Annotated in this window: 23 protein-coding genes; 10 read left to right on the plus strand and 13 right to left on the minus strand. The window is 44.0% G+C overall.

Going from position 1 to position 24638, the window contains the following annotated elements:
- Window positions 1-2 precede the first annotated feature (2 nt).
- The 10 genes from hisD to ACVLVH_RS06980 all read left to right on the plus strand — a co-directional run bounded on the left by hisD (window position 3) and on the right by ACVLVH_RS06980 (window position 8799).
- Window positions 3-1310 (plus strand): histidinol dehydrogenase, encoded by a 1308-nt coding sequence (hisD, locus tag ACVLVH_RS06935; RefSeq protein WP_498949068.1) that lies wholly within the window; start codon window positions 3-5, stop codon window positions 1308-1310.
- Entirely contained in the window at window positions 1307-2383 is a 1077-nt protein-coding gene (gene hisC / locus ACVLVH_RS06940; protein ID WP_498949070.1) for a histidinol-phosphate transaminase, read from the plus strand. Before hisD ends, hisC begins: the two co-directional genes overlap by 4 nt.
- Entirely contained in the window at window positions 2380-3447 is a 1068-nt protein-coding gene (hisB, locus tag ACVLVH_RS06945; protein WP_192233424.1) for a bifunctional histidinol-phosphatase/imidazoleglycerol-phosphate dehydratase HisB, read from the plus strand. The genes hisC and hisB overlap by 4 nt, the downstream gene beginning before the upstream one ends.
- Window positions 3447-4037, plus strand: coding sequence for an imidazole glycerol phosphate synthase subunit HisH (gene hisH, locus ACVLVH_RS06950; protein ID WP_101763389.1), 591 nt, complete (start codon window positions 3447-3449; stop codon window positions 4035-4037). Before hisB ends, hisH begins: the two co-directional genes overlap by 1 nt.
- Window positions 4037-4774, plus strand: a complete 738-nt coding sequence (gene hisA, locus ACVLVH_RS06955) for a 1-(5-phosphoribosyl)-5-[(5-phosphoribosylamino)methylideneamino]imidazole-4-carboxamide isomerase (protein WP_312464028.1) — start codon at window positions 4037-4039, stop codon at window positions 4772-4774. The genes hisH and hisA overlap by 1 nt, the downstream gene beginning before the upstream one ends.
- A complete protein-coding gene (gene hisF / locus ACVLVH_RS06960; protein ID WP_192233420.1) occupies window positions 4756-5532 on the plus strand; it encodes an imidazole glycerol phosphate synthase subunit HisF in 777 nt (258 codons plus the stop codon). Before hisA ends, hisF begins: the two co-directional genes overlap by 19 nt.
- Window positions 5526-6137, plus strand: coding sequence for a bifunctional phosphoribosyl-AMP cyclohydrolase/phosphoribosyl-ATP diphosphatase HisIE (gene hisIE, locus ACVLVH_RS06965; protein WP_101763386.1), 612 nt, complete (start codon window positions 5526-5528; stop codon window positions 6135-6137). Before hisF ends, hisIE begins: the two co-directional genes overlap by 7 nt.
- 93 nt (window positions 6138-6230) lie before the next feature.
- Window positions 6231-6707, plus strand: a complete 477-nt coding sequence (locus ACVLVH_RS06970; RefSeq protein WP_061717713.1) for a YbaK/prolyl-tRNA synthetase associated domain-containing protein — start codon at window positions 6231-6233, stop codon at window positions 6705-6707.
- Between the two features lie 66 nt (window positions 6708-6773).
- Window positions 6774-7571: an ABC transporter substrate-binding protein gene (locus tag ACVLVH_RS06975; RefSeq protein ID WP_498949073.1), complete on the plus strand. Its 798-nt coding sequence runs from the start codon at window positions 6774-6776 to the stop codon at window positions 7569-7571.
- 112 nt (window positions 7572-7683) lie between these two features.
- A complete protein-coding gene (locus tag ACVLVH_RS06980) occupies window positions 7684-8799 on the plus strand; it encodes a succinylglutamate desuccinylase/aspartoacylase family protein (RefSeq protein WP_498949075.1) in 1116 nt (371 codons plus the stop codon).
- Between the two features lie 129 nt (window positions 8800-8928).
- Here ACVLVH_RS06980 and ACVLVH_RS06985 read toward each other — a convergent pair whose 3' ends face one another.
- From ACVLVH_RS06985 to galF, 13 genes are all read right to left on the minus strand, one after another.
- A complete protein-coding gene (locus ACVLVH_RS06985; RefSeq protein ID WP_498949076.1) occupies window positions 8929-10344 on the minus strand; it encodes a glycosyltransferase family 2 protein in 1416 nt (471 codons plus the stop codon).
- 123 nt (window positions 10345-10467) lie between these two features.
- Window positions 10468-11826 carry a glycosyltransferase family 2 protein gene (locus ACVLVH_RS06990; protein ID WP_498949077.1) on the minus strand — a complete coding sequence of 453 codons (1359 nt, stop codon included), beginning with the start codon at window positions 11824-11826 and terminating at the stop codon, window positions 10468-10470.
- A gap of 1 nt (window position 11827) precedes the next feature.
- Entirely contained in the window at window positions 11828-12808 is a 981-nt protein-coding gene (locus ACVLVH_RS06995; RefSeq protein WP_498949079.1) for a glycosyltransferase family 2 protein, read from the minus strand.
- Window positions 12809-12833: 25 nt separating this feature from the next.
- Window positions 12834-13934, minus strand: coding sequence for an acyltransferase family protein (locus ACVLVH_RS07000; protein WP_498949081.1), 1101 nt, complete (start codon window positions 13932-13934; stop codon window positions 12834-12836).
- Window positions 13935-14078: 144 nt separating this feature from the next.
- Entirely contained in the window at window positions 14079-15485 is a 1407-nt protein-coding gene (gnd, locus tag ACVLVH_RS07005) for an NADP-dependent phosphogluconate dehydrogenase (RefSeq protein WP_498949082.1), read from the minus strand.
- 254 nt (window positions 15486-15739) lie between these two features.
- On the minus strand, window positions 15740-16873 hold the full coding sequence (locus ACVLVH_RS07010; protein ID WP_498949084.1) for a glycosyltransferase family 4 protein: 1134 nt from the start codon (window positions 16871-16873) through the stop codon (window positions 15740-15742).
- Window positions 16870-17775 (minus strand): glycosyltransferase, encoded by a 906-nt coding sequence (locus ACVLVH_RS07015; RefSeq protein WP_498949086.1) that lies wholly within the window; start codon window positions 17773-17775, stop codon window positions 16870-16872. Before ACVLVH_RS07015 ends, ACVLVH_RS07010 begins: the two co-directional genes overlap by 4 nt.
- Window positions 17772-18923: a UDP-galactopyranose mutase gene (gene glf, locus ACVLVH_RS07020; protein ID WP_498949087.1), complete on the minus strand. Its 1152-nt coding sequence runs from the start codon at window positions 18921-18923 to the stop codon at window positions 17772-17774. Before glf ends, ACVLVH_RS07015 begins: the two co-directional genes overlap by 4 nt.
- A gap of 5 nt (window positions 18924-18928) precedes the next feature.
- Window positions 18929-20833 (minus strand): DUF4422 domain-containing protein, encoded by a 1905-nt coding sequence (locus tag ACVLVH_RS07025; protein ID WP_498949088.1) that lies wholly within the window; start codon window positions 20831-20833, stop codon window positions 18929-18931.
- 11 nt (window positions 20834-20844) lie between these two features.
- The gene (locus ACVLVH_RS07030; protein ID WP_222212085.1) at window positions 20845-21582 is read right to left on the minus strand and encodes an ABC transporter ATP-binding protein; all 738 of its coding nucleotides are present in this window, start codon (window positions 21580-21582) and stop codon (window positions 20845-20847) included.
- A complete protein-coding gene (locus ACVLVH_RS07035; protein WP_498949090.1) occupies window positions 21582-22349 on the minus strand; it encodes an ABC transporter permease in 768 nt (255 codons plus the stop codon). The genes ACVLVH_RS07030 and ACVLVH_RS07035 overlap by 1 nt, the downstream gene beginning before the upstream one ends.
- A 309-nt stretch (window positions 22350-22658) precedes the next feature.
- Complete coding sequence (gene galE / locus ACVLVH_RS07040; RefSeq protein WP_498949091.1) at window positions 22659-23672, minus strand: UDP-glucose 4-epimerase GalE; 1014 nt, start codon at window positions 23670-23672, stop codon at window positions 22659-22661.
- 48 nt (window positions 23673-23720) lie between these two features.
- Window positions 23721-24614, minus strand: coding sequence for a UTP--glucose-1-phosphate uridylyltransferase GalF (galF, locus tag ACVLVH_RS07045; protein ID WP_101763372.1), 894 nt, complete (start codon window positions 24612-24614; stop codon window positions 23721-23723).
- Window positions 24615-24638: the final 24 nt, after the last annotated feature.

Raw genomic sequence — 24638 nt, forward strand, 5'->3', positions numbered from 1 at the left:
CGATGAGCACGCTGATGACACCCATTGATTGGCAGCAATGCAGCGCAGAGCAGCAGCAAGCGCTGCTGATGCGTCCGGCGATTTCGGCTTCAGAAACTATCAGCCAGATCGTGCGCGACGTATTAGTTCAAGTGAAAGAGAGCGGCGATGCGGCGCTGCGTGAATTTAGCGCGCGCTTCGATAAAGCGCAGGTGGATAACCTGCGCGTCAGCGCCGAAGAGATGCAAGCGGCCAGCGATCGTCTGAGTGACACGCTGAAGCAGGCGATGGCCGTGGCCGTGAGTAATATCGAGACTTTCCACAACGCGCAAATTCTGGCGGAAGTGGATGTGGAAACTCAGCCTGGCGTGCGCTGCCAGCAGATTACCCGTCCGGTGAAATCGGTAGGTTTGTACATTCCTGGCGGTTCCGCCCCGCTGTTCTCAACCGTATTGATGCTGGCGACACCGGCACGCATCGCCGGTTGCGGTCGCGTGGTGCTGTGCTCGCCGCCGCCGATTGCCGATGAAATTCTTTACGCCGCCCAGCTGTGTGGCGTGAAAGAGGTGTTTCAGGTGGGCGGTTCACAAGCCATCGCCGCCCTCGCCTTCGGCACCGAAAGCGTGCCGAAAGTGGACAAGATTTTTGGCCCTGGCAACGCCTACGTCACCGAAGCCAAACGTCAGGTTAGCCAGCGTTTAGATGGCGCGGCAATTGATATGCCAGCCGGTCCATCGGAAGTGCTGGTGATCGCCGACGAAGGCGCCACGCCCGCGTTCGTGGCATCTGATTTGCTGTCGCAGGCGGAACACGGCCCGGATTCGCAGGTGGTTTTGCTGACGCCGTCGCTGCAACTGGCCGAAGGCGTGGCGCAAGCGGTTGAAGAGCAACTGGCGCAGCTGCCGCGTGCGGCTACCGCGCGTCAGGCGTTAGCGAGCAGCCGCCTGATTGTGCTGCGCGATTTAGAGCAGTGCATCGAGATCTCCAACCTGTACGGCCCGGAGCACCTGATCATTCAGACGCGCCAGCCGCGCGATCTGGTCGAAAGCATCACCAGCGCCGGTTCGGTATTCCTTGGCGACTGGTCCCCGGAATCCGCGGGCGATTACGCGTCCGGCACTAACCACGTGCTGCCGACCTACGGCTACACCGCGACCTGTTCCAGCCTTGGCCTGGCCGATTTCCAGAAACGTATGACGGTGCAAGAGCTGACGCCGCAAGGCTTCCTCAATCTTGCCGCGACGATTGAAACGCTGGCCGCCGCCGAGCAGCTGGAAGCCCACAAAAATGCCGTTACCCTGCGTGTTGCCGCGCTAAAGGAGCAAGCATGAGCCTGAATATTGAAGAGTTAGCGCGCGCCAACGTGCGAGCGTTGACGCCGTATCAATCGGCGCGTCGTCTGGGTGGTAACGGTGATGTGTGGCTGAATGCCAACGAATTCCCGCTGCCGGTGCCGTTTGAGCTGTCGCAGCAGACGCTGAACCGCTATCCGGAATGTCAGCCGAAGATTGTTATTGAGCGCTACGCCGCTTACGCCGGTATGACGCCGGAGCAGGTTCTGGTCAGCCGCGGTGCGGATGAAGGTATCGAACTGCTGATGCGCGCGTTTTGCGAGCCGGGCAAAGATGCGATTCTGTTCTGCCCGCCAACCTACGGCATGTATAGCGTCAGCGCCGAAACCATCGGTATCGAATACCGCACCGTGGCGGCACTCGATGACTGGCAGCTGAATCTGCCGGCAATTGCTGACCAGCTCGACGGCGTGAAAGTCGTCTATATGTGCAGCCCGAACAATCCGACCGGCAACCTGATCAATCAGGATGACATCCGCTCGCTGCTGGCGATGACCGCCGGTAAAGCGCTGGTAGTGGCCGATGAAGCCTATATCGAGTTCTGCCCGGACGCGACGCTGGCGGGCTGGCTGCAGGAATATCCGCACTTAGTGATTCTGCGCACGCTGTCCAAAGCCTTTGCGCTGGCCGGTTTGCGCTGCGGCTTCACCCTCGCGAACAAGCCGGTGATCGATCTGCTGATGAAGGTGATTGCGCCCTATCCGCTGGCGACGCCGGTAGCGGATGTGGCGGGACAAGCGCTGAGCGAGCAAGGCATTGCGCTGATGCGTCAGCACGTTGCTGAGCTGAACGCCAATCGTGCCTGGCTGTTTGAGCAGTTGCCGCAGATTAGCGTGGTGCAGCAGGTGTTCCCGAGTGAAACCAACTACATTCTGGCGCGTTTCACTGCTTCGCCAAAAGTGTTTAAAACGCTGTGGGATCAAGGCATTATTCTGCGCGACCAAAACAAAAACCCCGGCCTTGCGGGATGCCTGCGCATCTCCATCGGCACCCGTGAAGAGTGCGAGCGGTTGATCGCCGCGCTGCAAGCCTTATCAGTGGAGCAAGCATGAGTCAGAAGATCCTTTTTATCGACCGCGACGGCACCATCATCTCTGAGCCACCCACTGATTATCAGGTGGATCGCATGGAGAAGCTGGCGTTTGAGAAGAACGCCATTCCGGCGCTGCTGGCGTTGCAGGCAGCGGGCTATCAGCTGGTGATGATCACCAATCAGGATGGCCTCGGCACCGACAGCTTCCCGCAGGCGGATTTTGACGGCCCGCACAACCTGATGATGCAGATTCTCCGCTCACAAGGCGTGAATTTCAGCGACATCCTGATCTGCCCGCATATGCCGGAAGATAACTGCGATTGCCGCAAGCCGAAGACCAAAATGGTGGAAGCCTGGCTGGCCGCCGGTGCGCTCGATACCGCCAACAGCTACGTAATTGGCGATCGTCTCACCGATATTCAGCTGGCGCAGAACATGGGCATTCAGGGCCTGCGTTACGGCGCGGAAGGCGAAGATTGGGATGCGATTCAGGCGCGCCTGACCCAGCGCGATCGTTACGCGCTGGTGCAACGCAACACCAAAGAGACGCAGATTAAAGTCGAAGTGTGGTTGGATCGTGAAGGCGGCAGCAAAATTAACACCGGCGTCGGCTTCTTCGATCACATGCTGGACCAGATTGCGGTGCACGGCGGCTTCCGCATGAACATTGATGTGAAAGGCGATCTCTACATCGACGATCACCACACCGTGGAAGATACCGGTCTGGCGCTCGGCGAAGCGCTGCTGAAAGCGCTGGGCGACAAACGTGGCATCGGCCGCTTCGGCTTTGTGCTGCCCATGGATGAGTGCCTGGCTCGCTGCGCGCTGGATATCTCCGGCCGTCCGCACATCGAATTCAAAGCCGAGTTCAGCTACCAGCGCGTCGGCGATCTCAGCACCGAGATGGTCGAGCACTTCTTCAGCTCCCTCTCCTACGCCATGATGAGCACGCTGCACCTAAAAACCAAAGGCCGCAACGATCACCATCGTGTGGAAAGCCTGTTTAAAGCCTTTGGCCGCACGCTGCGCCAGGCGATTCGCGTGGAAGGCAACACCTTGCCGAGCTCGAAAGGAGTGCTGTGATGAACGTGGTGATCCTCGATACCGGCTGCGCCAACCTGTCGTCGGTGAAGTGGGCGATTGAGCGCCTCGGGTATACGCCGCAGGTGAGCCGCGACCCGGATGTGGTGCTGCATGCCGACAAGCTGCTGCTGCCCGGCGTGGGCACCGCGCAGGCGGCGATGAATCAGCTGCAGGAGCGCGATCTCATCGACTTAATCAAAGCCTGTACTCAGCCGGTGCTCGGTATTTGCCTCGGCATGCAGCTGCTCGGTCGCGGTAGCGATGAGAATGGCGGCGTCACCACGCTCGGCCTGGTTGATGAGCCCGTCACGCTGATGGATACGCAGGATTTACCGCTGCCGCACATGGGCTGGAACCAGATCACCGCTAAAGCCGGCCATCATCTGTTCCGCGACATTCCCGATGGCAGCTACTTCTACTTCGTGCACAGCTATGCCATGCCGGTGAATGCCGCCACCATCGCCCAGTGCGATTACGGCTATCCGTTCACCGCTGCCCTGCAGAAAGATAACTTCTTCGGCGTGCAGTTCCACCCGGAGCGTTCGGGCAAAGCCGGCGCGCAGCTGCTGAAAAATTTCCTGGAGATGTGATGATTATCCCCGCATTAGATTTAATCGACGGCAAAGTGGTGCGCCTGCATCAGGGCGATTACGGCCAGCAGCGCGATTACGGCAGCGATCCGCTGCCGCGTTTACAGGATTACCAACGCCAGGGTGCAGAAGTGCTGCATCTGGTGGATTTGACCGGCGCCAAAGATCCGGCCAAACGTCAGATTCCCCTGCTCACCACCTTACTGCGCGGCGTGACCGTGCCGGTGCAGGTCGGCGGCGGCATCCGCCATCGCGATGATGTGGCGGCGCTGCTGGCAGCGGGTGCCACGCGCGTGGTGGTCGGTTCCACCGCGGTGAAGCAACCGGAAGAAGTCAAAAGCTGGTTTAGCGAGTTTGGCGCCGACGCCATTGTGCTGGCATTAGATGTGCGCATTGATGCCAACAACCGCAAAGAGGTGGCGATCAGCGGCTGGCAGGAAGCGGCGGGCGTGACGCTGGAAGAGGTGATTGGCTGGTATCAGCCGGTTGGCCTCAGGCATGTGTTGTGCACTGACATTTCGCGCGACGGCACGCTGAGCGGATCCAACGTCGCGCTGTATAAAGAAGTGTCTGCGGCCTTCCCTGACATCGCCTTCCAGTCTTCAGGCGGCATCGGTTCGCTGGATGACATCGCGGCGTTACGCGGCAGCGGCGCACAGGGCGTGATCGTTGGTCGCGCGTTACTGGAAGATAAATTCACGGTGGCGGAGGCAATCGCATGCTGGCAAAACGGATAATTCCTTGTCTCGATGTGCGTGACGGACAAGTGGTGAAAGGCGTTCAGTTCCGCAACCACGAAATCATCGGCGACATCGTGCCGCTGGCGCAGCGTTATGCGCAGGAAGGTGCGGACGAGCTGGTGTTCTACGATATCACCGCCTCATCGGATGGCCGCGTCGTGGACAAAAGCTGGGTGTCGCGCGTAGCGGAAGTGATCGATATTCCTTTCTGCGTGGCGGGCGGCATTAAGAGCGAAGAAGACGCGGCGCGCATTCTGCAGTTTGGTGCCGACAAGATTTCCATCAACTCGCCAGCATTAGCCGATCCGACGCTGATTACGCGCCTGGCCGATCGCTTTGGCGTGCAGTGCATCGTAGTGGGCATCGATACCTGGTTTGACGAAGTGAGCGGCAAATATCACGTCAATCAGTACACCGGCGACGAAGCGCGCACCAAAGTGACCACGTGGGAAACTCTGGATTGGGTACAGGAAGTGCAGAAGCTGGGCGCAGGCGAAATCGTCCTCAACATGATGAACCAGGATGGCGTGCGTAACGGCTACGACCTGGTGCAGCTGAAGAAAGTGCGCGATGTGTGCAAAGTGCCGCTGATCGCCTCCGGCGGCGCAGGCACCATGCCGCACTTCCTTGAAGCCTTTGAGCAGGCGAACGTCGATGGTGCGCTGGCGGCTTCGGTGTTTCACAAACAAATTATCAATATCGGCGAGTTGAAAAACTTCCTGATCGACAACGGTGTGGAGATTCGCGCGTGTTAACTGCAGAACAACTGGCCAGGCTGGATTGGGTCAAAACCGCGGGCATGATGCCCGTTATCGTCCAGCACAACGTTTCCGGCGAAGTGCTGATGCACGGTTATATGAATGAAGAAGCGCTGCAAAAAACCCTCAGCGAGGGCAACGTCACCTTCTTCTCTCGCACCAAAAACCGTTTATGGACCAAAGGCGAAACCTCGGGCCACTTCCTGCAAGTGGCGAGCATTACGCCGGACTGCGACAACGACACGCTGCTGGTGCTGGCCAATCCGATTGGCCCAACCTGCCATCTCGGCACTTCCAGCTGCTTCTCACCGGCTGCGCCAGACTGGACGTTCCTCTATCAGCTCGAGCAGCTGCTGGCTTCGCGCAAAAGCGCCGACCCTGAGAGTTCGTACACTGCGAAGCTTTATGCCAGCGGCACCAAGCGTATCGCGCAGAAAGTGGGGGAAGAAGGCGTGGAAACGGCGTTGGCGGCAACGGTTAACGATCGTCACGAGCTGACCAATGAAGCTTCGGATCTGCTTTATCACCTGATGGTGCTGCTGCAGGATCAGGAGCTGGATTTGAGCACCATCATCAATAATCTGCGCGCGCGTCATAAATAACAGATTGTGCAACATGCTGCTCAAAATTGGCTTTTCTGGCTAGTTTTGAGCAGCTTACTGCTCAAAACCCACGTTTAGATAATGGAGAACGCCATGACCACCCATGAAAAACTGATCGCCCTGCTCGACCAACATCAGGCGCGCTATCGCGTGATGGAGCATGAAGCGACCGGCAAGTGCGAAGCGGTGGCGGCGATTCGCGGAACTGAAGTTGGGCAAGGCGCGAAAGCGCTGGTGTGTCATGTAAAAGGCAACGGCATCAAGCAACATGTGCTGGCAGTGTTGCCTGCCGATCAGCAAGCGGATCTCAGTAAGGTTGCGGCAGCGGTTGGCGGTCGCCGTGCTTCGCTGGCCTCGCCTGCGGAAGTAGATACGCTGACCGGCTGCGTATTCGGGGCTATTCCGCCGTTTAGCTTCCATCCTGATTTACAGCTGGTGGTCGATCCGCTGCTGTTTGAACGCTATGACGAAATCGCTTTCAATGCCGGATTGCTGGAGCAATCGGTGGTGCTGAATGTAGCGGATTATCAGGCGCTGCATAATGGTAACGTGATGAAAATAATCCTCTAATTGCCTTGCCAGGCCCTGAGCGGTCCTCTTTCTGACTCAAGATCACATCAAAAGAAGACCGATATTATGGCAAGTTCTCGTTTAACCGCCTGCCTGCGTCACACGCTGGCGCTGGCTGTGCTGGCAGGTTGCGCGTTTGGCGCACAGGCAAAAATTGATCAGGTGCGTTTCGCAGTGGATCCCACCTATCCTCCTTTCGAATCCAAAACGCCACAGGGCAAACTGGTCGGTTTTGATATCGATCTCGGCAATGCGCTGTGCCAGCAGATGCAGGCAAAATGCGTGTGGGTGGAGAGCCAGTTCGATGGCATGATCCCGGCGCTGAAAGCGCGTAAGTTCGACGCCATCTTGTCGGATATGGGCATCACCGAAGAACGTTTGAAGCAGATTGATTTCACCGTGCCGCTCTACGACACCCATACGCAGCTGATTGCGCGTAAAGGATCTGGCTTGCTGCCAACTGCTGAATCGCTGAAAGGCAAAACCGTGGGCGTTGAACAAGGCACCGTGCAGGAGCGTTATGCGTTGGCCAAATGGCAGCCGCATGGCGTGCAGGTTGTGCCTTATGGCGATCAGGCGCAGGTAGAAAGCGACCTGATTTCGGGTCGACTTAACGTGGTGTTTACAGATGCCGCTCAAGCCGCCAATGGCTTCCTGAAACATCCGCAGGGCAAAGATTTCGAACTGGCCGGCCCGATTGTACAGGATCCGATTATCGGTCCGGGCACCGCGATTGGTCTGCGTAAAGGCGACACCGAACTGAAAACCGCACTGGATAACGCGTTTGCCGAACTGAAGAAGAACGGCACTTTCGATAAAATTCGGAAACAGTACTTCGCGACGGACATCTCCATCCAGCAGTAATCTTTTGGGCGGCTTTTTTGCCGCCCTTTTTGCACTCAGCACTATAATTCCATCAGAAAATGCATCTGGCGTCGCTGAAAGCGTGCCACGAATAAAGGACATCGATAGCGTTATGCAACAACAACATCATCCTCTATTAAGCGCCTCGCTGGGAACGCAACGCGAAATTGTTAGCTTCCACTTCGGTACGGATTCACAGCAACGCGTCTACATTCAGGCTGCGCTGCACGGCGATGAACTGCCGGGCATGGCGGTGGCGTGGTACTTGAAACAGAAACTGCTGGCGCTGGAATCTGCCGGACAACTCAAATCCAAAATCACATTGGTGCCGGTGGCGAATCCTTTAGCCATGGGACAGCATTGGCATGGGAGCCATTTGGGGCGTTTCCATACGTTATCAGGACAAGACTTTAACCGCCGCTTCCCGGCATTGGGTGAAGCCTTGGTTGAGGAACTCGCCGGCTCACTGACGCAAAGTGAATACGAAAACAAACGCCTGATCAGGGAAGCGATTGATCGCCATTATCGTGACCGCATTGCCCGCACCGAACTGGATGCCCAGCGCTTTACGTTGATGCGTATGGCGAGCCAGGCCGATTTGATGATTGATCTGCATTGTGACTGGGATGCGCTGCCGCACCTCTACACCACGCCGCACGCATGGCCGGATATTGAACCGTTGGCGCGTTGGTTAGGCAGTGAGGTGCAGTTGCTGGCGCAGATATCTGGCGGTGAACCGTTTGATGAGGCTTGCTGTGAGCCGTGGCTAACATTGGCAGAGCGTTTTGGTGATGAGTATCCGATGCCGCGCGGCTTGCTGCCGGTGACGCTGGAACTGCGCGGTGTGGCGGATGTATCGCCTGAGATGGCGGAGAAAGATGCCGACGCGATTATCAATGCACTGATTGAAGGCGGTTATATTGCCGGTGAAGTGGTTGAGTCCCCTGCCCTGATTCATCCGGCGACGGCGCTGGCGGGATGTGAGTATATTCATGCAGCTCAATCTGGATTAGTGTTTTACAGACGTAATTTGGGCGAGTGGATTAAGGCTGGGGAAGTGGTGGCTGAGGTTGTTGATCCGATCACTGACCAGGTGATGCCGCTGGTGGCGGAGTTTGGTGGCGTGTTGTATGCGAGGAATTTGACCAAGTTTGTGACGGCGGGGATGTTGGTGGTGCGGTTGGCTGGGGAGAATGCTGGGAGACGGGGGGAGCTGTTGGTATATTAATTGACTTAAACGATTAAAAGGTATTAAAGAAATCAATAAATAAAGGCCATGGTCTACATTTGGCCTTTAAAATATGATATAATATCAATTCTCTTACAATTTTAGTATTATTTAAGAACCATGAAGTAATCAACCATTAGCTTTGTTATTAGCTTTGTTAAATGACTCGATAAGATTTTTGTTTAATAATGCTTCTTTTTTCAAAAATTCTATCTCTCTGACACATGAGTCGTAAAGTTTTCTGTTTAAATAATGAGATTCTTCAAGCGTCATTGTTTGTTCGTTCAAAAGTTGATTTGTAGGGGCACATATATCAATTTCATTACAAAGATTTCCTTTATAATTTGAACTAATAAATTCATTGGAGGTTATAAAGAGTTCTTTATTTAAACTGGACAGATGCCCACTAACCTCGTTAAAAAACATTTTTAGTTTTGCTAATTCACATGAAAGGTTATCCTTGGATTTTTTTGATTCACTTAGAAATTCATCATTAGAATCGATAAATCCTTGCTGAACAGATACTTTATCTTTTAAATTCTGTACTTCATGCAACAATCTATTTTTTAAATTGAATAAATATGAATCAGCATCAAATAAAACAATCCTTTCAAAAGCCTCTTTCGTGACATCTTCATAAAATACAGTGTCGTCACCCTTTAATTTTTGTAAGAAAAATTTTGCATCATTGTAAAATTCATAGAAAGCTTCTCCAGATAAAGTATTAACATTCCACTCAATGAAAAAAACAGCATAATTCATAAAATCATGTTTTCTTTTTTCATATAAGTCGTTCGATGAAAGAAAATTGTTTACTTCAGTGAGAGCCTCTAGAGCACAATGAGCCGATTTTTCTCTTGTATTTTCTAAAGAATCATTTCTTGAGACTGTATGATGTATCATGACATCTTTAATAATGCTAATTCGTTCTGCTAACATCATCTGAGCAGAAGTGAATAATAAATCGTTACTCGTCCTTATCTCCTGAAATAATATACCTGTTTTTTTTATAAATTCTTTTTTGAAAAACTTATCCCATGGCCACCAAATGAAAGTACGATAAAAATCTTTAGAAATATCATCTGCAGAAAAAACTTGTTTTTGAGGAAGAAGATCATGCCTTATAGTCCAAGGAGTTTCAATAATCTTTTTCGTCTGATAATTAACGAAATTTGATCCATACACTAAAATATCTGTATTTCTTAATTTAGCTTCTTTATAGAGAGTTGAAAGCAGATGTTCACTGACATAATCATCATCATCCAAAAAAATCACATACTCACCTCTTGCAGTCTCTAAGGCTTTATTACGACAAGCTCCTGCGCCAAGATTTTCTGAATTATTTATAACTCGAATTCTTTCATCTAAATTCGCATAATTTTGAATTAAAGTTTGTGTATTATCAGATGAGTTATCATTAACCAATATAAATTCTATATTTTCCAGTGTCTGATTATGAACATTGGTAAAAGTGCTTTGAAAATAATTTTCTGCATTATAGATGGGCATTATAACTGTTACATAAACATCATTAGCAATATTCATCTATTTCTTCAGCCTTTGATTTCAAATATATAGTAGTAACAAAACAACCAGAAGCTAGCAATCAGATAAAGTTTAAAAGTAAACTGCACTACATCTCCTTTCATGAGTGCAGCACTTATAAAATTACTTCAAATTTCTCTCTGAAAGAATAAAGCCTGTCTCTACAATTTTTTCTAGACTTTTGATGTTGTGCTCATTCTTATGGAAACCATGATGAATATCCATAAAAAGCTTATTTTGTGATACTTCAATGTGATCAAGCCTTGAATTAACTTCATGAATTTTATCAAGGACCAAATCTAATTTTTCCGAAATCTCTAAAGAAACATTAGCTTGTGAACTAATGTATTTACGCCCAGCAATTTTATGGCGATAAGAACAAATTTTGTACTTCAAGTGACGGATAGACATCGAAGTAAATCTTCGTAGCCCCAGCTTGTGATAGTTAAATTTGACTTTCTCATTCATTTTTTCTGAAAGTGCGCCGTTCATGACCTTGACAAACTTTTTTTGATCTTTACTAATAACGGCTATAATAAGTTCAACAGACTTACGATCATAAAATCTATTCAGGAAGTAATCCTGCACTTCACTTTTAGTATATTTAGAAAAGTGAGGGATTAAAGCATCGTAAAACTCTTTCGCATAGCTAGAAGCTAATACTTGCTGAATCCAGGATACATGCCCACACAACCAATTAAGAGCATATTCTCTATAGTCGTTTAAAATATTTTCTTCAGATAAATATTCATAAATTACAGAATGTTGATGGAAAACGCCTAATAAACGCTCCCCGCCAGAGGACATTGTTTGCCCAACGCGATTTCTTCTGTGTAAGCATAATACTTCATTTACGAAAGCAACTTTATTTGAATTTAACGTTGTCATCCAATGAAACCCATTGTCTTCAAAGAAAAATGGACCTACAGGAAAATGTAGTGATTTGGAAGACAGCATTTTACGATTATAAATTTTTCTCCACGGTACAGGCAATAACTCCAGTATTATCTTTTTATTATCAGGATTAGAAATATCCAATGAATCATTCAGAGCAACTTTAGACCAAGAAGGTTCATATGGTTCATTTTTTACACCTGATTCTGATTCGAACTCCTGAAAATTACATAGCGCTATATCAGCATTATTTTTGAGTGCGCTGTTATATAATTTTTCGAACATACTTACGTCATAAAGATCATCACCATCAGCAAAACCTATAAAGTCACCCTTAGCCATATCTATACCTATATTAGCTGGCGTTGCAACTCCCCCTGGCGAATTTTGAGTATTCAGAATAGGAATTATTCGAGAATCTTTGGCAGCATATTCATTTATTACATCTTGCGTTTTATCAGTTGAACCGTCGTCAACGACAATAATTTCGATGTCTTTTATTGTCTGATTTACAATATTATTCAGACACTCACCTATAAAAGACTCAATATTATAAGATGTTACGATTATTGAAATTTTAGGGTTCATTTTAAATACCTTCTTTATTGATTATAAACTCACAAATATTGTTATAAAAATATTCATTTAAATGATAAATCTTCTGTAATTGCTCAAAACTTATATTTAAAAAGATATCCCTTGCAGTTTCATGAAATTTTTTCTTATATTCATCACTTATTATTCCATAAGCCCAACCTATAACATCCGCTGAAAAATACCAAAAAACGGATTCAAATGGCTTATATACATCATTGCTTTTAATTAAATCATAAAGTTGCTGAATAGCATTTAGGCATTGAATCCTAAGACCAGAAGAATTATTTGTCATGTTATTTCCGCTTGGATCCAAAATGTAATTGCAAATTACTTTTTCAGAAATATGAATTTTATTTGAATTCATCAAAATGGTCCAGTGAGGAAGAATATCTTCATGAAGGCGAAGACTCCCAAATGTTACATTATTTTTAATTAGATATTGAGTCTTACATATTTTCGTCCATGGGTAATTAATTAAAGTAAGCAGTTTTGGATAAATTTTTGGATCTAATATTTTACCTAAATTATTATGAATATAGTTATATATTTCCCTGTCCTTTTCCCACATCGCAATATTTTCCTTTTCAGGTCCATAGAGGATATTATACTTTCCTATAGAGACATCTAAATCATGAATATCCATATAATTAACAATTTCGTCTATAGCATTCTTCAGCATTAAATCATCACTATCAAAGAAAAGAGTGTATTCTCCTTGTGCATATTTTAAACCCAAATCACGTGCAACACCTGGTCCTTCATTAATATCTTTTTCGATAACCCTCAAGTTATTCTTATTCTTGGAAAAATCAGATATAACGTCCAACGTTCTATCTTGTGATTTATCATCAACTATGATAATTTCAAAAGAATTAGAAATTGATTTATATATAGAATCAAGAGTGTCAATAATATAGCTGCTAGCATTATATGCAGGAATTATTATTGATATCTTTACAAGTTGATTACTCATCCCCAACCCCAAAACAGTAATTTATTTAATTAAATTTCTTTGCTATGCTATTTGCTAAATTAATTGATGGAATATCAACATAACGTTCAAATAACGATGAAAACAGTAAACAAATTGGTATGGCAACAAAAACACTTAATAAGAAAATAAAAATTGTTATTTCATGAAAGTAAACATGTATAAAATAGCTAATTATTGAAAGAATAGTTGTGTGAATGATGTATAGAGGAAACGAAATTCTCCCAAGAAATTGTGCAATTTTTTTATTTAAAACTTTAATTGAAAGCTCAGAATTAAGAATTGATGCAAATATTAAAATACTACCAATCAACATCATGGTCTGATAAAGGTCAGTATATTTTGAAGCATTAAACAATTTAAGATAAGAATACATACCTCCATATACATCTACACCCTCACGCTGATAAGGTGAAGTGACCAGTATCAGTCCAAAGATAAACGCAATAAATCTAGTTACAGAATTTAATTTAAATAGTTCCCTTACATAAAGATTGCTGAAAATCATACCAATTACAAACAAGCAATAGAAAGATGAGTTAAAAAGTAAAAATACAAAAGTTATAATATAAAAAAACATCTTATATTTATATTGACCGAAAAGTGCCAACATGCAAAATACAATCAATGAACCATATATTTCAAAGGATATAGTCCAAAGAGCATAATTCTTTAACTGCACATGTTCGAAAGGGGCATAATATAAAGCTTCACTCAAAGCGTGAATGAAATGCAAGTTTATGTCATGACCAGTGTAAACCCTCAGCAATTTAAAAGATAAATACATAAAAATCATTGAGCACACGATTGGAAAAATCAATCTAGGGTATCTTTTTATTACTCCAGCTGTAATATCTTTTTGATTACCAGAGCGATTGAATTTTATGGAAAGAACAAATCCACTTAAAATAAAAAATATGCAGACCGGTGCGATCCCACTATAAATTATATTAATTGGAGTTAAAGCAACTAGCTTTCGTATCAACCCACCAATTTCACTTAATCCAGTGAATCTTATATCTGGTTTAAATTCATTAATGCAATGATCGAGAATAACAATAAAACAACAAACACCTCTTAAACCTTCAAGATACTTAATTTTATTCATGAGCCACCAAGGATTAAAAAATCAGATGAAATAAAAAATTTAAAGCAGCACTTAATTTTATTCATTATCTAAACACATTGACTTCCAAAAAAAAAGCCTCTAGCAGAGGCTTAGTTTGATTAAAACTTCAATTAATCCTTATTATTAAAGCCATTCAGTATGAAACACGCCTTCTTTATCGATACGCTTGTAAGTATGCGCACCAAAGTAATCACGTTGAGCCTGAATCAGATTCGCCGGCAGAACTTCTGAACGATAGCTATCATAGTATGCAATAGCAGCAGAGAAAGTCGGCGTCGGAATACCGTTCTGAATAGCGTAAGATACTACATCACGCAGCGCCTGCTGGTACTCATCGGCAATATTCTTGAAGTAAGGATCCAACAGCAGGTTAGCGATACCTGCATCATTCGCATATGCATCGGTAATTTTCTGCAGGAATTGAGCACGGATGATGCAACCAGCGCGGAAAATCTTAGCAATCTCGCCGTAATGCAGATCCCAATTGTTTTCTTCAGAAGCAGCACGCAGTTGAGAGAAGCCCTGAGCATATGAGACGATTTTGCCCAGGTACAATGCACGACGCACTTTTTCTACGAACTCAGCTTTATCTCCGGTAAAGGCTTTCGCCTGCGGGCCACTGAGTACTTTGGAAGCTGCAACACGCTGAGTTTTCAGAGAAGACAAATAGCGTGCAAACACTGATTCGGTGATTAATGACAGTGGCTCGCCCAGATCCAATGAGCTCTGGCTAGTCCATTTACCGGTACCTTTGTTAGCTGCTTCATCCAGAATGACATCAACCAGATATTTACCGTCTTCATCTTTCTTAGTGAAAATATCTTTAGTGATGTCGATCAGATAGCTGCTCAGCTCACCGTTGTTCCACTCAGTAAAGGTTTCAGCCAGCTCTTCATTATTCAGGCCCAATGCACCTTTCAGCAATGCGTAGGCTTCTGCAATCAACTGCATGTCGCCGTATTCGATGCCGTTATGCACCATCTTCACATAGTGGCCTGCGCCATTTGGCCCGATGTAAGCCACACAGGCTTCGCCATCTTCCGCACGTGCTGCAATCTTGTCCAGGATCGGTGCAACCAGCTCGTACGCTTCTTTCTGGCCACCAGGCATGATGGATGGGCCTTTCAGTGCACCCTCTTCACCGCCAGAAACACCAGTACCAATAAAATTGAAGCCTTGATCGGACAGCTCTTTATTACGACGAATGGTGTCTTTATAGAAGGTGTTACCACCATCGATCAGGATATCGCCCTTTTCCAAATGAGGAGTCAGGGAAGCGATAGTTTTATCAGTTGCCTCACCTGCTTGTACCATCAGAAGGATTCGACGTGGTTTTTCCAGCGATTGAACAAACTCTTCTACAGTATAGAAAGGCGCAAGTTTTTTACCCTGGTTCTCAGCGATGACTTCATCAGTCTTTTCACGTGAACGGTTGAAGATAGAAACAGTGTAACCGCGGCTCTCAATGTTAAGAGCCAAATTGCGCCCCATAACTGCCATACCTACAACACCGATTTGCTGCTTTGACATTTATCTACTCCTGTCTGTTTGTAAACCGTATATAAACTGTTCATTAGATGTTAACTGAAATATCTTACATCATGATACGGGTAACTTTAAACAATTAAAAATCGCAAGCACTCAAAGCTAAACTATAGTTTAGGTGGAGGAAGCTGTAATAGAAGCAAATGAATTGGTAAATCATTATTAAATCATCATCATAATCACTTACAAAAAACATCAAACACTAATATAAATAATATCTTCTGCCAATTATGAACTTACTAATTAGCTATTAAATTCTTATAAATCCCCAGCGTGGTTTCAATTACTTTCTTTGAAGAGAAACCATCTACAGCTTTTATACTTGCTCTTTTGCCAAATTCTTTTCTCAGCTCAATATCAACTAGCAAAACTTGTAATTTATCAAGTAACTCTGGAAAGTTACTTTTCTCAATTAAGTATCCAGTTTCATTATTTTCAATAATGCTGCCACAGCCTCCGGTATCGTAAGCTATTGTAGCTCTACCTATAGCTGCTGCCTCAATTAGAATTCTTGGAACGCCCTCCGCATAAACAGAAGGTAACGCTATAATATTTGATTTTTTTATTAATTCACTCACATTATTTGATTTACCCAACCATCTAATAATGCCTTTACACGACCAATCTTCAATTAAACTTTGCGGGATTGAATCTGGGTCATTTTTAACTATAAAACCAGCCACATCTAATACAAAATCCACGCCCTGCTCGCGGAGAGCAATCTTTGCATCAATAAGGTCTTTTAAACCTTTACTCCATATGAGACGACCTGCAAACAGCACCACTGGAATTTCTCTATCATCTTCCTCAACATAATTAAAATCTGATAGATTGACACCCGCACCATTTATTACAAAAGTCTTATTGATATCAATACCAGTTCTATTAACTATTTCACATCTGTCATTTTCATGTTCAAATATGAAGAAAACATTTTTTTTCTTAGAAATCCATGCGTAAAGCTTAGTTACTATTTTCTCTAGAAGCTTGTAAATAATAACTTCTGAAGAAAAGACTCTACCTAACCCAACAAAACTTAGAACTAAATTTTTATTATATATTTTTGAATATAAGCCGCCAATGATGCATGCTTTGATTGTGATACAGTGAATAATATCAGGGCTAATTTTTTTAAGTATTTTACAAGAGCGATAGACATCCTTCATTAAAAAAAACGGATTTAATGATTGCTCAGACATATTGGAATTATGTGTGATTAGTCCTAACAATTCTAATGAGCGTCTTTCATCATCACTTGAAAAATTGCATATTACGTGAACTTGATAGCCATTATTGATAGCAGCTACCGCTCGTTCCTTCCAGTGCAAACTAAAATACCAATCAGAATTTATATAGAAACATAATTTTTTCATTTAATGACACCATCTTTAGATATTTTACTTTTATTCAAAGCCCCATCCCATACCCCCCTTATAATTGCTTTAAAATATTTCAACTTACTTTCTGAATGAATTGTTTGTAATAAATAACTAAATATCCTAATTAGAATGGAAGTATATCCAAATGGCTTCTTCTTTCCAAATATGTGCACAGACCAAATAAGATTCCTGACAAGATAATATATTTTCCCCGGACTCATCACTGTTTGCCTGTCAGCTATGTCATGTATGAAGCTAAGTGTGGGTTCGTATTTTATTTTATATCCCTGCCTGACTAAAAACCATGAATAGTATACATCATCAAAGTAGATAAATAGGCGTTTATCTATATTTTGGTAAGTATTCCTGAGAACGTTTGAGTTAATAAAAACCCCTACAAATGAAAAAGAAATTATGCTACAACATTCTTCGCCAATTGCAGTAAATAAATTAGGTTCGGCACGATATTTATTAACATCTCTTATCGTATTCGGAAATTTAATCCACGGTATATTCATCTTGCAACGAATGCCTTGTTTATCTACGACTTTTGTTGCTATAGCATCTACGTCAGTCTTATCGGTCAACGCAAAATTGTTGAGCAATTCTATATCTGGATATGCGTCATCATCAAAGAAAAGAACCCAATCTGTAATACAATTTTCAGAAATCCATTTAGCTCCTTTATAGAATCCCCCAGCGCCACCATCATTGGTATCACTATTTAATATATTTATATTAGGTTCGTCAATGGACTCTAGCCAACACTGCGTATCATCAGTTGATGCATTGTTTACTATAACAATCTGGTGAAAAGATAGCAGCCTCGCGGCCGCTACACATTTTTTTAACTTTTCAAGTCGATTGTAAGTGACAATCAACGCAGTAATTTTCATCTCGGATTAACCACAAATGATGGCATTTTTTGATTATCTAATAGTGCCTGACGATATGAACGTACCACTGACAATGCCTCGGCTATTGTCACATCCATATCGAGGTAACGATAAGTTCCAAGACGACCAATAAATGTAATGTTACTTTCTGATTCTGCTTGATCTAGATACTTTTGAAGCAATGACATTTCACCCATTTGTCTAATTGGATAATAAGGAATGTCATTCTCAGTACAAGAGCGACTAAACTCTTTATAACATACAGTTGAATCATGCTTTTCCCATGGGGCAAAATATTTATGTTCAGTGATCCTGGTATAGGGTACATCAACCTCACAGTAATTCATTACGGCACAACCTTGATAATCACCTTCGGCAGTGAATTTATCAAAGTCTAAAGTTCTGTATCCTAAGCGCCCTAAACTATAACCGAAGTATCCATCCAACTGACCACTATAAAACACATGGTCATAATTTTCTTTTTCTTGAGGGTTATAATCAGTGTTCAATTCAACAGTAATATTTTCGTGATTTAGAATCGATTCAACAATTGGGGTATAACCCTCTTTTGGCATGCCTTGATACTTATGATTGAAATAGTTGTCATCATAATTAAAGCGTATCGGGAGCCTTTTTAAGATAGAAGCTGGCAATTCTTTTGGCTCCATACCCCATTGTTTAATGGTATAGCCCTTAAAGAATGACTCATATAATTCTTTACCAACAAATCTTAACGCTTGATCTTCGAATGTTTTAGGATCAAGGATTGTTGCATCACCCTTTGATTCAATGAGCTTTTTAGCTTCTTCAGGATTACATGTAGTTTTAAAAAACTGATTGATCGTGTGTAAGTTGATCGGTAAAGAGAAAACCTGTCCATTTACAGTTGCTTTAACTCTATTTACGTATGGCATCATCTCGCAATGCGAACTGATATAATTCCAGACTTCTTCATTATCGGTATGAAATATATGAGGCCCATAGGTATGAATCATTACATTAGTTTTTTCGTCTCGCTCGCTATAGCAATTTCCAGCGATATGGGCACGAGAATCAATGATTCGTACATTGTGCCCGTCCTCTGCTAGTTCACGCCCAATCACTGCACCTGAAAAGCCAGCACCTACAATTAATACATTCTTTTTCATATAAATTAACCTAAAATCATCCGACGAAATTTATAATAAGTTTTTGCGATATGCTGCCGACGCTTACTACCAACTGGAGCATAACGATTTAAATATGGCATCAATTTGCGTTTTACTTTTGTCTGGAATAATATTTTGTTACTGCCTGTGTTATTCGCAATTACGTTAACCTTTCCGTTCAAGCGGTTAATAACTTCTAGTTGCCAAGGCGTTCCATCGATATAAGACATGAAGTTATCAAAGAAATCGACATGAGGAGCATCCCATGGCTTGTTTTCACCTGCAAAATGAATCATTTTTGGTTTTCTTCTGGAAGCCAAAAACTCCATGTATGATGCAAATTTAAGATTTGGGAAGAAATCATCTGTATTGCCATTACCATGATATACATTCCACTCAAATGGCAGATAATGCACTCGGTCGTAAAATACCTTATTCATAATGTCTTGGTCTAAGAACCAAAACGATCTGGATTTCATAGTCGCCATTAACTTAGTGTATGTATTTTCAATATTCATTTGCGCAATATTGAAAAGTATTAAGCCAGCCTGAAAGTAACGCTCTGTATCCTTCATTGACAGAACATTATTTAAATATTCTTTTGCTGTTTCGTTTTTACCTTCTTCAGAATGAGCAATAGCGCCAAACTTTACAAAACCTTCCATGACAATATCTTTAACAGCTGCTATAAGATTATTATTCAGATCAATATGAACTAATTCTGCAACGTCACTTTCAACTATAGTATCAGCATCGATAAACAGGACTTTTTCAAAATTAGAAAATAAAGAAGGAATAAATAATCTGGCATAGGTCGCAGCGCTAAAATGCGCGCGCGTATAAACACTTTTCATTTCACTAAATGCATTAACATCAAAGAAGCGTAATGTAAAGTTACTTTTATTTTTTAACAGCGAAATTAAACGCGACTTATTTCTTGCCGAAACGCCATTTTCTAGTACAACAATATCGTAATTATCCTTTTCATTGCTATTTTTTACTATGGAGTTTATTAGTGCTCCACCACTTAATGAGTAATTATCATCAAAACAAATGACAATAGGGATATTTTTTAATTCAAAACTCTGTTTTAACTTCCCGTTAAATGTTTCATTTTTAACAAAAGTTCTTTGAATTTCTTTTTTATTTAACCCAGTGGTTTTTTCTTTATGAATCAAATAAATATTAAACAGCCTTTCGGAGATATGCCCTATAACTCTTCTTTCTTGTGTATCATAATTTTTCAGCGCAAAATGATTTTCAAGATTACCTAATATCCAAAATAACCACTCTGAATATTCTCTGAATAATTCAGATTTCATAACGAACATATTCGTATAATATCCATCGTGAGCAGTATTGAATTCTTTTACCGCTGCAGCATATTCAGGATATAGATACAATAAGCTGTCTATTGCTGACTGGTAATCTTCAATATGTAGATGCTGAGATATTTTATAATGTTCATAATTATTCTTACTCCCCGCCTGCTTTACACTCCATTTTTTAGGCAACAAGATATCATAATCGGCTATTGCACTAATGATGCTGCTTTCATCTAATCCAAACTTTTTTTCATATTCAGGAGATATAACGTCTTCATTAATTACACCCCAAACATCTTCATCAAAACTTTGATCTGATGAAAAATTTAAATGCCTCCTGTAGTGCATAAAGCCGACATAATCTGATGAGAGATCATTTTTCCATACCCAATATTGAGCTGTAAGTTCGCAATAAAATGGATTCTTAAAAGAAATATTTTCTCCAGTATTATCACCTAAACAGCAAATATCATTATAGCTATTAGCTTTTCCTACATGTATTGGTTTTATCACACTTGATGATAAAAAGGCGCTAGGCTTATGGTGGCTGGTATATATTTTAACTTTTTCATTTGTAACGTTCATTCATTGTTTCCTTACATTGAAGATCGATATTGTTCTAAAATTACACCCGCATTGCCACTCGCCTTTAATCGGTGGTTCTCAATCCATATAACTCTGTCACAAATCTTTTCAATATCGGTTAAATTATGACTAACAAATAGTATCGTTACGCCTTTCTCTTTAAATTTGTTAATGGTCTCAATGCACTTCTTTTGAAACGCATAATCACCTACAGCTAAAACCTCATCAATAATTAAAATATCCGGATCGACTTGAGTAATAACCGAGAAACCCAGTTTTGCTAACATGCCGCTTGAATAAACACGAATCGGTTCATCAATAAATTCACCAAGCTCAGAAAATTCAATAATCTTATCAATTCGTTCATTTAATTGCTTACGTCTCAAGCCGAGTAGAGTTGCATTTAATCTAATATTTTCTCTACCAGTGAGTTCAGGATGAAAGCCGCCTCCCAATTCTAGCATCGAAGCGACTCGGCCTTTGGTGATGACACTCCCTGCAGTAGGCTTAATTACTCCAGCAACCAAACCTAATGAAGTGCTTTTACCAGCACCATTTCTGCCTATCAAAGCAACAGATTCCCCTTTATTAACTGTGAAGTTGATATCCTCAATAGCCAGATAGCTTCTACCTGATAAAAGGGTTAATGCTCTTTTGGGGTTAAAAATCAGCTCTTTAATTCCTGAGCCAATATGATGATATAAGGGATAACTTTTAGTTACCGCTTTAAATTCAATTGCGACTTCCATTATAAAATCTCTGCGAAACGGTATTTTAATTTGTTGAAAACCCATGCACCAATGGTAAGCGTCACGATTCCCATACCATAAAGTGAAAGAATTTTTTCATAATCAACATAACCATTCATGAATAATTCTCTCCAGCTTAAAACCATATCTGCGAGAGGATTATAGGTTATTAACCATTGATATTTTTCAGGTATCATATCACTGGCATAAAGTATCGGCGTGCAATAGAACAGCAGCATAATACCCAATGTAATAAACCTTTCTAAATCACGGAAGAAGAGATTTAATGTTGAAAGGAAAAGAGCAATACCATAAGAGAAAATTAATTGTGCAATACCAATCAATGGGATGCCATAGATCCAATTCCAATGAGGCGTCATGTCATATATCAAAAGGAACACAATGATAACAGGAATGGTACATAGGAAATGCAAGCACTCCATCATGACATTACTGAAAGGAATAACTGATCTTGGAAAAACCGTTTTCTTTATTATTTGTGCATTAGCTATGAACGAAAACAGCGAGTTAGAGGTTGTGCTTGCAAACCACTGCCAGGGAAACAATCCTGTGATAATAAAGATTGTGTAATTCGGGATTTGGACTCGCATGATTAACTTGAAGATAAAGTAGTAAATCATGGCAAAGAGAAGTGGATTAGCTATTGACCATAAATAACCTAGAAAACTGCTTTTATAGCGAACTTTAAGTTCCTTCTCAGTGATTACTGTTATTAAATCAATGAGATATCCCAAACTAAACTTCATACTTTACGCTCTAATTTTAAGCTTACGCTAATGATTATTTAATGTTCGATGATTAGTTCTGCAGACGCTACCGCCCCTGGCTCTATAGCTACCAGTACACTACTAATCAATCCATGTTTCGAAAGTTCGTGCTGCTATTTCCGATAACAAGCTAAACACATAACTTAAATTTTATAATGACCATCCGCACTTTTTGATAAGCGCAGAATGTTATCATTTCCGATAACTACTTAAAAGCCTGTAAAACTCCATGATTTATAAAGCAAAAAAGCCTGTCCGTAGACAGGCTTTGAGCTATAAACAGTATAACTAGCGGAATCCATTCGGATTCTTCGACTGCCAGTTCCACGTATCACGCATCATGGCATCAATCCCGCGCGTCACACGCCAGTCCAAATCAGTATTTGCGAGACTTGCATCCGCCCAGAACGCTGGCAAATCGCCGTCACGACGTGGCTTGAACTCGAACGGAATCGGCTTACCGGACGCTTTCTCAAACGCCTTGATCATCTCCAGCACGGAGAAGCCTACGCCGCCACCGAGGTTGTAAGCTTTGTAGCCTTCAACTTTGGCTAAGTGGTCCAGCGCTTTTAAGTGCCCTTCTGCCAGGTCGACAACGTGAATGTAGTCGCGCTGTGCGGTGCCATCTGGCGTGTCGTAATCATCGCCAAACACGCCCAGCTTCTCAAGACGGCCAATCGCCACCTGCGCGATGTACGGCAGCAGGTTGTTAGGAATGCCGGTGGGATCTTCACCGATTTCGCCAGACTCATGCGCGCCAACCGGGTTGAAGTAGCGCAGCGCGATGGCTTTGAAATTCGGATCGGCTTTAGCGAAATCGCGCATCACGAATTCGATCATCAGCTTCGAGGTACCGTACGGGCTGGTGGTACCGCCAATTGGCGTGGTTTCCACGTAAGGAACCGGTGCATCGGCGCCATAAACGGTCGCCGATGAGCTGAAGATGAAGTTCCACACGCCAGCCGCGCGCATCTCTTCCAGCAGCACCACGGTGCCAGCCACGTTGTTTTCGTAGTATTCCAGCGGCATGCGCGTGGATTCACCAACGGCTTTCAGTGCGGCGAAGTGAATCACAGCGCTGATATCGTTAGTGGCAAACAGGTCACGCAGGCAGGCGCGATCGCGGATATCGCCTTCGACGAACACCGCTTTTTTGCCTGAGAGCTTTTCCACGCGGTTAATGGCTTCGCGGGAAGCATTGCAAAGGTTATCCAGGACCACAACGTCGTCGCCGCGCTCTAACAGCGCCAGCACCGTATGGGAGCCGATGTATCCCGCTCCGCCCGTTACCAAAATAGCCATGTGTACTCCTTTAAACCGCGCTAAAGGCGCGGTAGAGAATGAGAAAGCTTATTTCGCCAGGATTTTCTGAATAGATTCGCGGAAATCGCGGCCCTGATCGTTGTTACGCAAGCCGTAAGAGACGAATGCCTGCATATAACCGAGTTTACGACCGCAGTCGTAGCTGGTACCGGTCAGCAGCTGCACATCAACTGGCTTCTTCTTGCTCAGAGAGGCGATAGCATCGGTCAGCTGAATGCGGCCCCATGCGCCCGGCTCAGTGCGCTCCAGCTCTTCCCAGATATCCGCAGAGAGCACATAACGGCCAACTGCAGTCAGGTCAGAGTCGGTAGAACCCGCTTCTGGCTTCTCAACAAAGCTGGTGATGGTGCTGATATCGCCTGGGTTATCAATCGGCTCTTCGGTGGTCAGCACGCCATATTCAGTGAGATCTTCGCCCGGCATGTGTTTCGCCAGCACCTGGCTGTGGCCAGTATCTTCGAAGCGAGCAACCATCGAGGCAAGGTTATAACGCAGGTGGTCAGCGGTGGAGTCATCAAGCAGCACGTCTGGCAGCACCACCACAAATGGGTTGTCGCCAATCATTGGACGCGCGCACAGCACAGAGTGGCCCAAGCCTAACGGGTTGGCCTGACGCACGTTCATGATGGTCACGCCCGGCGGACAGATTGACTGCACTTCGCTCAGCAGCTGACGTTTAACGCGCGCTTCAAGCAGCGCTTCCAGCTCGTAAGTGGTATCGAAGTGGTTTTCCACTGCATTTTTGGAAGCATGGGTGACCAGCACAATCTCCTTGATGCCAGCCGCGACGCATTCGTCAACAATGTATTGAATCATTGGTTTGTCGACAATTGGCAGCATCTCTTTCGGAATGGCTTTCGTCGCAGGAAGCATATGCATACCGAGACCCGCAACGGGGATTACTGCTTTAAGCTTGGTCATATTTATTCCATTTCATGAAGTGAA

It is taken from the genome of Kluyvera sp. 1366 (genome assembly GCF_054823405.1).

Bases quoted from the DNA above. Each gene is read 5' to 3' on its own strand.
- hisD (WP_498949068.1), top strand. From the start codon at position 3: ATGAGCACGCTGATGACACCCATTGATTGGCAGCAATGCAGCGCAGAG.
- hisC (WP_498949070.1), top strand. From the start codon at position 1,307: ATGAGCCTGAATATTGAAGAGTTAGCGCGCGCCAACGTGCGAGCGTTG.
- hisB (WP_192233424.1), top strand. From the start codon at position 2,380: ATGAGTCAGAAGATCCTTTTTATCGACCGCGACGGCACCATCATCTCT.
- hisH (WP_101763389.1), top strand. From the start codon at position 3,447: ATGAACGTGGTGATCCTCGATACCGGCTGCGCCAACCTGTCGTCGGTG.
- hisA (WP_312464028.1), top strand. From the start codon at position 4,037: ATGATTATCCCCGCATTAGATTTAATCGACGGCAAAGTGGTGCGCCTG.
- hisF (WP_192233420.1), top strand. From the start codon at position 4,756: ATGCTGGCAAAACGGATAATTCCTTGTCTCGATGTGCGTGACGGACAA.
- ACVLVH_RS06970 (WP_061717713.1), top strand. From the start codon at position 6,231: ATGACCACCCATGAAAAACTGATCGCCCTGCTCGACCAACATCAGGCG.
- ACVLVH_RS06975 (WP_498949073.1), top strand. From the start codon at position 6,774: ATGGCAAGTTCTCGTTTAACCGCCTGCCTGCGTCACACGCTGGCGCTG.
- ACVLVH_RS06980 (WP_498949075.1), top strand. From the start codon at position 7,684: ATGCAACAACAACATCATCCTCTATTAAGCGCCTCGCTGGGAACGCAA.
- ACVLVH_RS06985 (WP_498949076.1), bottom strand. From the start codon at position 10,344: ATGAATATTGCTAATGATGTTTATGTAACAGTTATAATGCCCATCTAT.
- ACVLVH_RS06990 (WP_498949077.1), bottom strand. From the start codon at position 11,826: ATGAACCCTAAAATTTCAATAATCGTAACATCTTATAATATTGAGTCT.
- ACVLVH_RS06995 (WP_498949079.1), bottom strand. From the start codon at position 12,808: ATGAGTAATCAACTTGTAAAGATATCAATAATAATTCCTGCATATAAT.
- ACVLVH_RS07000 (WP_498949081.1), bottom strand. From the start codon at position 13,934: ATGAATAAAATTAAGTATCTTGAAGGTTTAAGAGGTGTTTGTTGTTTT.
- gnd (WP_498949082.1), bottom strand. From the start codon at position 15,485: ATGTCAAAGCAGCAAATCGGTGTTGTAGGTATGGCAGTTATGGGGCGC.
- ACVLVH_RS07010 (WP_498949084.1), bottom strand. From the start codon at position 16,873: ATGAAAAAATTATGTTTCTATATAAATTCTGATTGGTATTTTAGTTTG.
- ACVLVH_RS07015 (WP_498949086.1), bottom strand. From the start codon at position 17,775: ATGAAAATTACTGCGTTGATTGTCACTTACAATCGACTTGAAAAGTTA.
- glf (WP_498949087.1), bottom strand. From the start codon at position 18,923: ATGAAAAAGAATGTATTAATTGTAGGTGCTGGCTTTTCAGGTGCAGTG.
- ACVLVH_RS07025 (WP_498949088.1), bottom strand. From the start codon at position 20,833: ATGAACGTTACAAATGAAAAAGTTAAAATATATACCAGCCACCATAAG.
- ACVLVH_RS07030 (WP_222212085.1), bottom strand. From the start codon at position 21,582: ATGGAAGTCGCAATTGAATTTAAAGCGGTAACTAAAAGTTATCCCTTA.
- ACVLVH_RS07035 (WP_498949090.1), bottom strand. From the start codon at position 22,349: ATGAAGTTTAGTTTGGGATATCTCATTGATTTAATAACAGTAATCACT.
- galE (WP_498949091.1), bottom strand. From the start codon at position 23,672: ATGGCTATTTTGGTAACGGGCGGAGCGGGATACATCGGCTCCCATACG.
- galF (WP_101763372.1), bottom strand. From the start codon at position 24,614: ATGACCAAGCTTAAAGCAGTAATCCCCGTTGCGGGTCTCGGTATGCAT.